Below are 13,281 nucleotides of genomic sequence, written 5' to 3'. Positions count from 1 at the left end.
GTCTCGAAAATACCCTGCAGGGCATTCTCAAGGGCAGTCCTCTACCAGCGGAAGATGCTGGTGATGCCGAATTCGCGCGGCGGGGTGATGGTTGCCGTGCGATAGCCGGAGTTGAACGGAATGCCGGAGGCTCCGGTGGGGTTGAAGGTGAAGTCCAGTTCGCTGGTCGGCTGCTGGAACTCGCTGTCACCCACTGCAAGCGCGCGGGTCTGGTTCAGCAGGTTCTTGGCGAAGAGATTGACTTCCCAGCGTCCGTCCTCCCCGCGCACGCCCACGAACAGATCCATCTTCACGTAATCGCGATAAGTGTAGTTGTCGCGAAGCGAGTTGAAACCGGGCCGATAGGTGACCAGCCCACGGATGAACGGCGTGACCGAACCCACCGGCATGCGCACTTCGCCATTGGCGGTGAGGTTGAACTTCGGGATCTGCGCCAGGCGGTCCTTGCTCTGGCAGGTCGAGATCTGCTGGCCCACCGGCACGGTCGGATTGCCGCTCGCGTCGTAAGTGTTGCAGGGGATTTCGGCGTTGTCGTAATGCGCATCGGCGTAAGAGGCATTGATCGAGAAATCGATGTTCTGGTTCGGCCGCACCGAAAGCTGCATTTCCGCACCCTGCGAGATCGCATCGCCGGTAAAGGGCAGCGGCGAGATTACGGAATCGATCACGCCATCTCTGGCAGAAGCGGTGTGGAATGCCGGGAAGTACGAGATGTAGTTGTTGAACTTCTGGTAGAAGCCCGCGAAGTTCAGTGCGACCTTGCCATCGAACAAGTTGAACTTCACCCCTACTTCGCCGCCGTCCGATGTTTCATCCTTGGTCAGCAACAGCGAGGGATCGAGCGGCGTGGTCACGCCAACCGCGAAGACGCCGGGGCGGAACGAGTGGCCATAGCTGGCATAGGCGGTGATGTCCGGCGTTGCCTGCCAGCTGATATTGGCACCGCCGGTGAAGGCCTTCTTGTTCTGGGTGGAATCATCGACCGTCGCCGGCAGGGTCAAGCCGTAGTCCGGTAGAGTAACGACGGTCGACTGGATGCGATCCACGTCCGACCAGGTGTGGCGCAAGCCGCCCGTGATCTTCAACCCATCAACGATCTCGTAGCCCAGCGTGCCGGCAAGTCCGTATTCCTTCAGGTTCACCGAAATATCGGCATCGACCACGATCGGGAAGTACGCCGTCGACGGCGGGATCGGCCCCACGCCCATCAGCGCGAACAGCTGATCGTTATCCTGCGTCAAAGGCACCGAGTTCTTCTGCCAGCGGTAATTGCCCGACAAGGCCCAGGTGAAGCGGCTGCCCGGCGCGGATTCCACGCGCAGCTCGTTGTTCCAGATCTTGTATCCGACATTCAGGCTCTGCTTGCGGATATAGTTCGGCACCGCGTTGCCCACGTCCTGATCGCGGTCCTGCTGGAGGAAGCTGTCCTGATAGCCGCCGTTGTACACAAGGCGCGGCCCATCAAGGTCGTAGGCAGCATTGAAGGTCACGAAATCGGTGCGGTTTTGGAAGCGGAAGTTGCCTTCCGTCACCGATTTGCGATCCTTCAGCGAAAGCACCGGCCCGGTCGACGAAGGATCGCCCAGCGCCAGAGAGGGCTGGTTGCCGTCTCCGAACACCGCACCGAACGGCGTCGTATCGGCGGTCAGGTGCTGGTACATCAGATTGGCGGTCAGCGGCCCGGTATCGAGCACGAAGCTGACGCGGCCGCTCATCGTCTTGCTGCTGGAATGGCGGCCATCGACATTGGTGACATTGCCGACGCGGTTCTGGTCGTAGAGCAGCGCCGCGCGCATGGCCAGCACGCCGGGGATGATCGGCAGGTTCGCCGCGACTTGCGCGTTGATCGCATGGCGGTCGGTCGCGGTGCCCTGGGCATAGCCGGTGAAATCGTAGACGTTGGCCTTCTGCGTGCCCAGCAGGATCGAACCCGCCGGGGACGTGCGGCCACGGAACAGCCCCTGCGGCCCGCGCAGCACTTCGATCTGGCCGATGTCGTAGATCGCGGTGAACACGGTCTGCGCGTCAGTGGGCACTTCGTTCAGGAAGATTTCGACGGCGGGGCTGCTACCCGAATCCGGATCGAACGTGACGCCGCGCAGCGTGGCGACGTTGGAGCGGCCGTCGTTATTGGTCAGTTGCAGGCCGGGCGACAGGTTCTGGATTTCCTTGGCGTCGAACACGTTCAGCTTGGTGATGGCATCGGCGGTGACCACGTCGACTGCCATCGGCGTGTCCTGCAGCGTCTGTTCCTGACGTGTGGCGGTGACGATGATCTCGTTCACCGAGGCGGTCGCCTGAGCCTGCGCCTGCTCTGGCGCTTGCGGATCGGCCTCCGCCGCCCATGACGCCTGCGGCAAGGCGATCGTGCTGACAGCACAGCACAGCAGCAGCTTCCGGCTGCTCGCAAAAGTCCGGTTCTTCATATCTTCCTCCCCAGGAAATGTTCCGGCGCGCCCCGCCTTTGGCCAGCGGGTTCCCCTCCGGATCCGTTGTTTCAAGGCATCAGGCGGCCTGCGTGTAGAGCGCGGTCACGGGCGCTTCCGGCGGATAGCTGGCGGGCGTGCCGAAATCGTAGGCGGCGATCAGCGTGCGGATGAACTGCGGATCGCGCATCGGATCGCTGGGCGTTTCCACCGCGATGCCGCGAGCGCGCAGATCCTTCAGGAACGTGTCGAATACCCGGTCGTAAGTCAGATCGTCCGTGCCATCCATGTTCTTCTTCAGCTCTGCAAAGTCCGCAAAGACTTCGGCCGACCAGTGGACCAGGAACCGCAGATCGCGCGTATGGACATTGGCGATAGTGTCGGTGCCGTTCATCAGGCGCCAGTTGTCGCGGTCGGCCGGGTCGCCGGTGAACACGGTATCGAAGGCAAGGCCCGCCGGGCGCTGCAGTTCCACCGGGCCATTGGCTTCGCCGCGATGCATCATCATCTCGTTCTGGACCACCACGCCGCGATTCCACACCGGCGGCTGCAGCCGCTGCGGCGGGTGTGCGGGGCCTTCCGGCCAGTACGTGAAGCCGCTGCCCCTATCGTGGCTGAACCAGGTGATGACTTGCGCCATCTTGACCAGGTAATCGCGGAAAAGGCCGGACTTGCCCATGACCGAGCAGAGCCAGGTCGGCGCGTTTTCATAGCGGATGCCGCGAAAGCTGGGGGAATCGAGATGCCCCGGATCGGTATTGCCGCAAGGCCCGTTGATGTTGAACAGCATCATTTGCGGCTTTGCGTAATCCGCACCCCAATATGACTTCGCATGTTCAAGGAACTGCGCGTTGTAGAAACAGTCGTGAATTTCGGGATAGAGCGCGGCCGAATAATTCGCGTAGAAGCCCCGGAAAGTCGGCGTCAGGAACATGTCCAGCGTGGGGGTGAAGCCTTCCGGCATCGCGCCGGACATCGTCGCGATCAATTCCTCCGCATTGGCGAAGTGCTGCGCGATGATCAGCTTCCATGGGCCCTGCGTGCGCACCACGTCCAGCAGGCGTTCGCGCTGATCGTCGGTGTAGATGTTCTCCAGCACGCGCGGCGTCGAAACCGGGCGCAGAATGTCGGAAAGCGCCTGCCGGTCGGCAAAGCCAGTCATCAACCGTCTCCCATCATGGCACCTTGCGATGCACTTAAGTTAGTTCATACTTACTACGATGAGATCGCCGGTCAACGTGATTCGAACGGTCGCGTACAAAAAATTTCCAGCCGCGTGCCAGATCGGGAATTACGAACGACCATCGTCCACGATTTGCGTACTACAACTTGCATTTGCATTCGCATCTGTTTCTTGTAAGTACGCACTTACAAAATTGGGAGAGATCGAATCCATGCAACAGACTCTCGCGGCCGAGAGGCCAAGGCTCCTTCCGGATTCGCCGGAACTGGCTATGGCGCTTGACGAAGCCAATCTTCCCACGCTGCTGGCGGCCTACACCTTCCTTTCGCATGACGGCGAATTCCTGGAACGGTTCGCGGCACACATCCGGCCCGCCTTCTCGCCCAATCCCACCGCCATTCCGGATGACCTGGCCGACGACCTGCGTGCCCGTCTGCACCGGCTGCTGACCGGCGGCGAAGGCGCGAAGGAGGGGCCGCCCAGCGATGCCCTGATGCTGCGCATCATGTCCGTCACCGTGGGTGAGCCGGTCGATGCCGAATTCCTCGAACTCGTTTACGACCAGTGCGGCTTCCGGCCGTGGATCGACCGTTCGCAGCTGCCCCATCGCAAGCCGCCGCCGCCCGGCTTCAAGGTTCTGGTGATCGGCGCCGGGATGACCGGCATGGCCGCCGCGATCAAGCTGCGCGAGGCGGGCTACGATTACATCCTGATCGAGAAGAACCCCGAAGTGGGCGGCACCTGGTACGAAAACCGTTATCCGGGTGTCGGCGTCGATACACCCAGCCATTTCTACAGCTACAGCTGGGAAATCTGGCCCGACTGGCAGCACTATCACCCCCACGGCGCCGATATGCAGCGCTACATGCTAGACGTGGCGGACAAGTACGGGCTGCGCGGCAATATCCGCTTCGGCACGACTGTCGAAACATTGGTCTATGACGCAATGAACGCCGTCTGGAACGTCACCGTTCTTCAGCCAGACGGCAGCCGGGAGACCATCGTCGCCAATGCCGTGATCAACGGTCACGGCCCGGTCAACCGATTCAAATGGCCGGATATTCCGGGTCTGCACGAATTCACCGGCACGCTGGTCCACACCGCCGCCTGGCCGAACGGGTTGGATTTGAAAGGCAAGCGCGTGGCGGTGATCGGCACCGGCGCCAGCGCGGCGCAGCTTGTCGGCGCGATCGCGCCCGAGGTGGACGAACTCACCGTATACCAGCGCACCAAACACTGGGTGATCTACAACCCGGAGATCGCGCATGAAGTGAACGAGGGGATGAAGTGGGCCCTCTCCCACATTCCCAGCTTCAAGGAATGGTTCCGCTTTCGCGTCTACTGGTCCGCCGCCGACGGACTGTTCGCCAATGTGTTGAAGGACCCCGCGTGGGAGGGCAACGACATTGCGGTTTCCGCGCACAACGAACAGGCGCGGCAATACGCGCTCTGGTACATGAGCCAGAAGTTCGCCGATCGGCCGGACCTGATCGCCAAGCTGACGCCGGATTTCCCGATCTTTTCCAAGCGGATCATTCTGGACAACGGCTGGTTCGACGCCCTCGCCCGGCCCAACGTCCATCTGGAGGACAAGGGCATCGCCCGCATCCTGCCGAATGGCGTCGAGGCGAAGGACGGCTCCATCTTCGAATGCGACGTGATCGTCTGCGCCACCGGGTTCAACGTCTCCCGGATGATCGGCAACCTCACCATCAAGGGCGTGGACGGGCGCGACCTGGCCGCGGAATGGGGCGATGAAGACCCGCGCAGCTATCTTGGCATGTGCGTGCCGGGCTATCCCAACTACTTTCACACCGTAGGCCCGAACAGCGCGCCCAATCACGCGGCGGGGCAGAACCTGATCTCCGAAGCGCAAGTGAACTGGATCATAGAGGCACTGGACCGCACTGTGGAGGCAGACGCGCGCGCCTTCGAAGTGACGCAGGAGGCGTTCGACGCGTGGAACCGCAAGGTCGATGCGCGGATGCCGGAGATGATCTGGACCCACCCGCGCGCCAATTCCTACTACAACAACTCGAAGGGCCGCGTTTTCCTCTCTTGGCCATGGCGTCTCGTAGATTTCTTCAACGAGACGCGGCGGCCCGAGGACGGCTCTTACCGATTGCATCCCTAAGTTTGAAAATTCGCTGAAGGCGAATTTTAGCGGCACCGGCCCTCTCCCCCACCCGACCACCCATAGGGTCCTATCGTCGGGTGGTCGGGTGGGGGAGAGGGCCGGTGCCGCGACGAAAATGCCCTTTCAGGGCATTTTCCAAACAGATCATAAACCGCAGGGAAGCCCGGTCGCCCTTGCGCGATCGGGCTTTTCGCTTCTAGGTTCCGCACGATGAAGCGCACCCGCCTGACAGCCAGCGAACGCAAGGCCCTGATCCTGGAATCGGCCCGCCGCATCTTCTCGCGCCACGGCTACGAAGCCGCCCGCACGCAGGAGATCGCGCGGGAATCGGGCGTGTCGGAAGCGCTGATGTACCGGCACTTCCCGTCCAAGCAGGCGCTCTATCGCGCGGTGCTGCGCCAGACGATCCGCGAGCAGGACGAAAGCTACGAAGTTCTCGGCATGCAGGAACTGACGGGGCGCGGCCTCGTCACCAACATGCGCGACTATTTCACCATCGTCGCCTCGGACGGAAACGAGCATTTCAAGGAAGGCTTCCGCCTGCTGCTGGCCAGCCTGACCGGTGACGGCAGCTTCGCCACGCTGGTCTATCGCCGTTCGCGCCGGCTCATGGGTGACCGCATCCGCATCGCGCTGGATCAGGCGCGCAAGGATGGCGACATCGTCGGCATCGCCATCGACGATCGCAACACATCGATGTTCATCGAACACGTGGGCACCATGCTCAACGCTATCCAGTCGCTGGGCCCGCAGGCGGCGATCTACGAAGGCGACCGCGACCGGATCGTGCGCGATGCCGTGTGGTTCTGCTGCCGCGGCATCGGCTTTACCGATGCCGCGCTGGAACGCCACTACGCCAGCTAAGCAGCTCTACGCGCGCAGTTCTGTCTTGAGCACTTTCCCCGCCGCATTGCGCGGCAGGTCCGGCACCAGCACGAAGCTGCGCGGCACCTTGTAGTTCGCCATGTTCGCCTTGGCCCATGAGGCAAGGTCGGCGGCGGTCAGCGCCACCCCGCTGCGGGCGATCACGTAGGCGCGGCCCACTTCGCCCATGCGCTCGTCCGCCACGCCAACGACGGCCGCCTGCGCGACGGCCGGATGAGCGTTGAGCAGCTTTTCCACCTCAGCCGGATAGACGTTGAACCCGCCCGAGATGAACATGTCCTTCTTGCGGTCGGTGATCGCCAGATAGCCGCGCGCATCGATGGTTCCGATGTCGCCGGTGTGCAGCCAGCCCTCCGCATCGATGGCCTCTGCCGTGGCGGCAGGATCGTCCAGATAGCCACGCATCACCGCATGGCCGCGCACCAGGATTTCGCCCGCCTCTCCCGCCGGGAGGTCGCGGCCGGCACCATCCACGCAGCGCACTTCGATCCCCGGCAGCGGATAGCCGCAAGTGTGGGCGATCGTATCGGCATCGTCGCCCTGCCGCGTCATCGCGATGGCGCCGCATTCGGTCATGCCATAGCCGTTGACCACGTTGGACATGCCCAGTTCGCCGCGCATCCGCTCCACCAGCACCGGCGGCACTGGCGCCGCGCCGGTCACCGCCACGCGTAGCGAGGAAAAGTCGCGGGGCCTGTCACCCGCCAGTTCTTGGAGGAGCGACTGGTAGATCGTCGGCGGGCCCGGAATGAAGCTGATCTTCGCCGTTTCGATCAGGCGGACCATCTCGCCCACGTCGAACATGGCCATCGGCACGATGGTCGCGCCGCGCAGCAGGCACGGCACCCAGCCCGCCTTGTAGCCGAAGGTATGGAAGAACGGATTGACGATCAGGTAGCGATCACCCTCCCGCAGATCAACGCGGACCGACCAGTCGCCGAAGATCTGGATCGCCTGCCGATGCGCGGTCAGCGCACCCTTGGGCCGCCCGGTCGTGCCGGAGGTGAAGATCACATCGCTGAGGTCGTCCCCGGTCAAGCGCGCCATGGCGGCATCGACGGCGGGATCGTCCGATCCCTTGCCCCGTGCCACGAAAGCATCCCAGTCGCTGTCGATCCGGATCGTTTCGGCCAGATCGGGCAAGTCCTCCCCGGCGATCAAGTCCGCAAAGTCCTGCCCCAGGAAATCGCCCGGCGCGAACAGCATCCGCACTTTCGCGCGGCGCAGGATATCACCTGCTTCCGCGCCCTTGAAGCGAGTATTGAGCGGCACGACGGTTGCCCCGGCCACATGCGCGGCCAGCGCGGCAAGGATCCATTCGCGGGTATTCGGTGCCCAGATCGCCACCCGGTCACCATGACCCACGCCGCCGGCCAGGATCGCCGAAGCCGCCGCCCGCGCATCGGCCCAGAGCTGGGCAAAGGTCCACTGCCTTTCGCCCACGATCAGGCCCACCCGATCCGGCCAGCGTTCGGCCGCCGCCGCCGCCGCGCCGGGGATCGTCGCCGGCCAGGTTCCCATCGCTTCCGTCATGCCACTCATGCCCTTCAGGCGACTTCGAACAGGCCGGCCGCGCCCATGCCGCCCGCCACGCACATGGAGACGACGACGTACTTCACGCCGCGCCGCTTGCCCTCGATCAGCGCGTGGCCGACCAGCCGCGAACCGGTCATCGCGAAAGGATGGCCGATGGCGATGCCGCCGCCGTTGACGTTCAGCCTGTCGGGATCGATGCCCAGTTCGCGCTGGCAATAGATCGCCTGGCTGGCGAAAGCCTCATTGATTTCCCAAAGCCCGATATCATCGATCTTCAGTCCGTTGCGCTCCAGCAGCTTGGGGATCGCGAAGACCGGGCCGATGCCCATCTCATCCGCCCCGCAGCCCGCAACCTGAAAGCCGCGATAGACGCCCAGCACCGGCAGTCCTTCCTTCTGCGCGGTGGCAAGGTCCATGACGACTTGCGCCGATGCGCCGTCGGAAAGCTGGCTGGCATTGCCCGCCGTCACGTGGCGGCCTTCCTTGACGACCTGCCCGTTCTTGAACACCGGCTTCAGCTCGCTCAATTTCTCGAACGTCGTGCCCGCACGGATGCCTTCGTCCTTGGCAAGCGTCAGCTCTTCCTTGCCGGTCTCGTTCCCTTCCTTGTCGAACAAGGCCTTGGTGAGCGCGATCGGCACGATCTCGTCATCGAAGCGGCCCGCTTCCTGCGCGGCGGCGGCACGCTGCTGGCTGAGCGCGGCAAACCGGTCCTGATCCTCCCGGCTGACGCCGTAGCGCTCGGCCACGATCTCCGCCGTCTCGATCATCGCCATATAGGCATAGGGATCGTGCTGCTTCACCCATTCCGAACGGTTGCGGAAGTTGGGATAGTGCTTGTCGATCGTCAGCGAGACGTTCTCGGTCCCGCCCGAAAGCGCGACATCGATCTCATTGGCGATGATGCCCCGCGCCGCGAAGGCCAGCGCGTTCAGGCCGGAGGAGCACTTGCGGTCCATCGCGAAACCGGCAGTGGTATCGGGCAGAACCGAACCGTGCACGGCAAGGCGGCCGATGTTGTAACTTTGCGTGTTCCACTGGTTGGCGCAGCCCATGTAGACGTCGTCGACGCGGGCGGGATCGATCCCGGCGCGGGCGATGGCGGCGTCCACGACATGGGCGGCCATACGCGGCGCCTCGGTATCGTTGAACGCGCCCCGATAGGCCTTGCCGACGCCGGTGCGGGCAGTGGAGATGATGGCGGCTTCGCGCATTTCAGGCAGTTCCTCTCAGGTAAATCCGTGCATGTTCTCTGGGCCCCAGAAGGCCCGCATCTCGACGACTTTTCCGGCCTCGTCGAAACGGAAGCTGTCGATCACGTCGATCCGCTTGGCCCCGCCCTCCCATTCGAGGTGGACGGAAAAGGCGAAGACCGCGTAGTCGGCCACCACGCGCACCGGCCCTTCCAGCGTCAGTTTCGCGCCGGTCGCCATCGATCCTTCGTAGAAGGCGCGGATCGCGGCCAATCCTTCGTGGCGCGGCGATCCGACCGGGTCCTCGACGGTCGCATTCTCGGCAAAGAGGGCGGCAACGCGGTCCGCGCTGCCGGCGGAGAAGGCCGCCACGTATTCGTGCACGGCGGCTTCCATAACCTTCGGATCAGGCATGCGCTCAGGATCGGGCATCTTGGTCTCCTTACGGGTAGTATCGGCTGATGGTGTCGATAACGAGCGCGGGCTTGTCGCTGCCTTCGACCTCTACGGTGACGCGCACGGTCGACTGGATCGCGCCCTTGATTTCCTCGGCCGCAACGATCTCGCCACGCGCACGCAGGCGTGATCCGACCAGCACCGGAGCAAGGAAACGCGTGCGGTCCATCCCCACGTTCACCCCGGCCGAGAACCCGCGCACCTCGATCATCTGCGGCAGGAACATGTTGACCAGGCTGAGCGTCAGGTAGCCGTGGACGACGGTGCCGCCGAACGGCCCCGCCTTCGCCCGTTCGACATCGACGTGGATCCACTGATCGTCACCGGTCACTTCGGCGAAGCGATCGACCCGGTCCTGATCGACGGCGAACCAGTCCGTCGGCCCCAGCTGCGTCCCTTCCGCGCCCATGAGCGCGGTAGGCGTTGCGAAGACGAGTGGCTCGCTCATGCGTGCTGGCTCGATACCGGCACGATTTCCCCGGTCATGTAGGAAGACAGATCGCTGGCCAGGAACAGCATGACATTGGCCACTTCCCACACTTCCGCCGGGCGGCCGTAAGCTTCGCGCTTCACCAGTTCGGCCAGCGTTTCCTCGGTCGTCACTTTGGCAAGGAACGGGTGCATCGCCAGACTGGGCGCCACGGCATTGATGCGCACGCCATTGTCCGCCGCTTCCATCGCGGTGCAGCGGGTAAAGGCCATCACGCCCGCTTTGGCGGCGGCATAGTGCGCCTGCCCCTTCTGCGCGCGCCAGCCGAGCACGGAGGCGTTGTTGACCATCACCCCCCGCTTCGCCGCATACATTACCGGCAGGAAGGCGCGGGTCATGCGGAACAGCGAAGTGAGCGTGACGTCGAGCACGCGGCTCCACTGGTCGTCGGTCATGTCCACGACATCGACCTCTCCGCCCAGACCGGCGTTGTTGATCAGCACATCGACGCCGCCGAGGCGCCCCACCGCCGCATCGCGCAGCGCCTGCACCTGATCCTCGACCGTCACGTCGCAAACGAAGGTTTCCGGCCGCGCGCAGCCCACTTCGGCGGCGATGCGATCGGCCGCTTCGCCCAGGCGGCGCTCATGAAAATCGCTGATCAGCAGGCGCGCGCCTTCTTCGGCCGCACGTTTGGCGACGGCGAAGCCGATGCCGGTGCCGGCAGCGGCGGTAACCACCACGCTGCGGTTCTTCAGAAGCCCGAGGGGGGTGGGATAGGCGGGTACGGGAACGGTCACAGGTCACCTCTGGGTTCTTTGGGCAAGCCGAGGCCACGCTCGGCAATCAGGTTGCGCTGGATCTGGTTGGTGCCGCCGTAGATCGTGTCGGAACGGCTGAAGAGGAACAGGTTGGGCAGCATCGGCCATTCGTACTCGGTGCCCGGCGCGATCTCGCCGTCCTGCCCCAGCACGTCCATGGCCAGTTCGCCCAGATTGCGGCGCCATGTCGCCCACTGGATCTTGTACGTGAGCGCGGCACCGTCGATGGCGGAATGATCGGCGTTGGACAGCATCCGCAGCGCGCCGTAGCGCATCAAACGCAGGCCGATCTCCGCCTCCGCCACGCGCTGGCGGATCACCGGATCGCGGTCCTTCCCATTGGCGCGGGCGGCCGCGATGATGCCGTCCAACTCGTTGCGGAAGCCCATCTGCTGGGCCAGCGTCGAAACCCCGCGTTCAAAAGCGAGCAGCCCCATGGCCACGCGCCAACCGTCGCCGGGGGTGCCGATCAGGCTGTCCGCCGGGCAGCGCGCATCGGTCAGGAAGGTCTCGTTGAACTCCGCCTCTCCGTTCATCTGCCGGATCGGGCGGACTTCGATGCCGGGCTGGTTCATCTCCATCATCAGGAAAGTCAGCCCCTTGGGGCCTTTCGTGCCTTCCTGACTGCGGGCAATGACGAAGATCCAGTCGGAAAAATGGGCAAGGCTGGTCCAGACCTTCTGGCCGTTGACCACCCATTCGTCCCCTTCCCGCCGCGCCTTGGTGCGCACGTTGGCAAGGTCGGACCCGGCATTGGGTTCCGAATAGCCCTGGCACCAGATCGCGGTTCCCGCCGCGATACCGGGAAGGAAACGCGCTTTCTGCTCCTCGGTCCCGAAGGCAAGGATGGTCGGCCCGGCCAGTTCGACACCGATGTGGTTGATCCGGCCCGGAGCCCCGGCGCGGGCATATTCCTCGGCAAAGATCACCTGCTGCGCCAAGGTCGCGCCGCGTCCGCCCCACTGTTCGGGCCAGCCGATGCACGACCATTTGTGCGCGGCCAGTTCCTGTTCCCACTCCCGCCGGCGCTCGATCTTCGAAACCAGATTGGGGATGCCGCGAATATCGGCGAAAGGCCCGGCCATCTGTGCCTGCAACCATGCGGCGCATTCACTGCGAAAGGCCTCGTCCGCCTTCGAAAAGCCCAGTTTCATGCCGGGTCTCCCATGACGAGGTGTGCCACTTGCTCACGGTGCCACTGGCTGTCGCCATAGAGCGTCGCGATCGAGCGGGCGCGCTTGAAGAAGAGGTGCGCGTCATGCTCCCAGGTGAAGCCGATCCCGCCGTGAAGCTGGATCATGTTGCCCGCGCACATGCGATAGGTATCGGCGCAGAACGCCTTGGCGGCATGGAGCGCCAGCGCGGCCTCTTCCGCCTGTTCGTCCACCGCGCAGGCAGCCCAGTAGACGGCGGATCGGGCCTGCTCGATCTCCACCATCATGTCGGCCAGCCGGTGCTTGTATGCCTGGAACGATCCGATCGGGCGGCCAAACTGGACGCGCTCCTTTGCATACTCGACAGTGCGGTCAAGGCTGGCCTGCGCGCCGCCCAGCGCTTCGGCGGCAAGGCAGATCCAACCCGCCGCGTGCAGGCCATCGATGGCAGCCGTGCCGTTTTCCAGCACTTCGGCCGGCGTGCCATCCAGCGTGACGGTCGCCAGCGGACGGGTCTGGTCCATGGTGACATGGGCCGTGCGGCGCACGCCCTCACCCGCCAGATCGACCAGCCAGACCTGCCCGGCCGCATGAAGCAGCAGGACGTCAGCAACCGCGCCGTGCGGCAGATGGGCAATCGTGCCGCTGACCCCGCCGTCGTTCACCTCGAAAGCCGCGTTCCAGCTGACAGTCGCGATCACCTCGCCAGCGGCAAGGCGTGGCAGCCATTGTTCCTTCTGCGCCTGCGTGCCGCCGCGCACCAGCGCCTGCGCCAGCATGGCATGGCCCAGCAACGGCAAGGCGGCAACCTGAGCGCCGACCGCCTCTGCAACCACCGCCAGTTCCACCATGCCAAGGCCGGCACCGCCGAAATCTTCCGGGATGCCGATGCCGGCAAGGCCGAGTTCCCCGGCAAAGGCGGCCCAGAGATCGCGGTCGATCCCCGCACCTTCCATCGCCGCACGGGCGCGCTCGCTGGTGGCGTTTTCGGCGAAGAAGGCGCGGACGGTGTCCGCGATCATCGCCTGTTCGTCGGTCAGGGCGAATTCCATCGCGCCGT

The 13,281-nt window shown here is 64.2% G+C and carries 11 protein-coding genes; 2 read left to right on the top strand and 9 right to left on the bottom strand.

All coding sequences use genetic code 11. The features are described from left to right. Positions 1-41: 41 nt before the first annotated feature. Together ACZ1JV_RS03650 and ACZ1JV_RS03645 are read right to left on the bottom strand one after the other, a co-directional pair. Entirely contained in the window at positions 42-2,426 is a 2,385-nt protein-coding gene (locus ACZ1JV_RS03650) for a TonB-dependent receptor (protein WP_465149627.1), read from the bottom strand. A gap of 79 nt (positions 2,427-2,505) precedes the next feature. Further along, the gene (locus ACZ1JV_RS03645; RefSeq protein WP_465149626.1) at positions 2,506-3,588 is read right to left on the bottom strand and encodes a hypothetical protein; all 1,083 of its coding nucleotides are present in this window, start codon (positions 3,586-3,588) and stop codon (positions 2,506-2,508) included. A gap of 232 nt (positions 3,589-3,820) precedes the next feature. On the opposite strand from ACZ1JV_RS03645, the gene ACZ1JV_RS03640 reads away from it, so the two are divergent. Both ACZ1JV_RS03640 and ACZ1JV_RS03635 read left to right on the top strand, forming a co-directional pair. Then, on the top strand, positions 3,821-5,743 hold the full coding sequence (locus tag ACZ1JV_RS03640) for a flavin-containing monooxygenase (protein ID WP_465149625.1): 1,923 nt from the start codon (positions 3,821-3,823) through the stop codon (positions 5,741-5,743). Positions 5,744-5,956: 213 nt separating this feature from the next. Beyond that, complete coding sequence (locus ACZ1JV_RS03635; protein ID WP_465149624.1) at positions 5,957-6,610, top strand: TetR/AcrR family transcriptional regulator; 654 nt, start codon at positions 5,957-5,959, stop codon at positions 6,608-6,610. A gap of 6 nt (positions 6,611-6,616) precedes the next feature. Here the strand turns inward: ACZ1JV_RS03635 and ACZ1JV_RS03630 are convergent, their stop codons facing one another. The 7 genes from ACZ1JV_RS03630 to ACZ1JV_RS03600 are packed head-to-tail and all read right to left on the bottom strand — an operon-like array spanning position 6,617 to position 13,273. Next, positions 6,617-8,164, bottom strand: a complete 1,548-nt coding sequence (locus tag ACZ1JV_RS03630) for a FadD3 family acyl-CoA ligase (protein ID WP_465149623.1) — start codon at positions 8,162-8,164, stop codon at positions 6,617-6,619. 14 nt (positions 8,165-8,178) lie between these two features. Further along, a complete protein-coding gene (locus ACZ1JV_RS03625; RefSeq protein WP_465140092.1) occupies positions 8,179-9,381 on the bottom strand; it encodes an acetyl-CoA C-acyltransferase in 1,203 nt (400 codons plus the stop codon). A gap of 15 nt (positions 9,382-9,396) precedes the next feature. Then, positions 9,397-9,792: a steroid Delta-isomerase gene (locus ACZ1JV_RS03620; protein ID WP_465149622.1), complete on the bottom strand. Its 396-nt coding sequence runs from the start codon at positions 9,790-9,792 to the stop codon at positions 9,397-9,399. A 10-nt stretch (positions 9,793-9,802) separates the two neighbouring features. Beyond that, positions 9,803-10,264, bottom strand: a complete 462-nt coding sequence (locus ACZ1JV_RS03615) for a MaoC family dehydratase (RefSeq protein ID WP_465149621.1) — start codon at positions 10,262-10,264, stop codon at positions 9,803-9,805. Next, complete coding sequence (locus ACZ1JV_RS03610; RefSeq protein ID WP_465149620.1) at positions 10,261-11,046, bottom strand: SDR family oxidoreductase; 786 nt, start codon at positions 11,044-11,046, stop codon at positions 10,261-10,263. The genes ACZ1JV_RS03615 and ACZ1JV_RS03610 overlap by 4 nt, the downstream gene beginning before the upstream one ends. Next, positions 11,043-12,221, bottom strand: a complete 1,179-nt coding sequence (locus ACZ1JV_RS03605) for an acyl-CoA dehydrogenase family protein (protein WP_465149619.1) — start codon at positions 12,219-12,221, stop codon at positions 11,043-11,045. The genes ACZ1JV_RS03610 and ACZ1JV_RS03605 overlap by 4 nt, the downstream gene beginning before the upstream one ends. Next, a complete protein-coding gene (locus tag ACZ1JV_RS03600) occupies positions 12,218-13,273 on the bottom strand; it encodes an acyl-CoA dehydrogenase family protein (RefSeq protein WP_465149618.1) in 1,056 nt (351 codons plus the stop codon). Before ACZ1JV_RS03600 ends, ACZ1JV_RS03605 begins: the two co-directional genes overlap by 4 nt. Positions 13,274-13,281: the final 8 nt, after the last annotated feature.

This window comes from Novosphingobium sp. BL-S-19, assembly GCF_055521675.1.
This window is presented reverse-complemented; position numbering and strand designations above follow the sequence as displayed.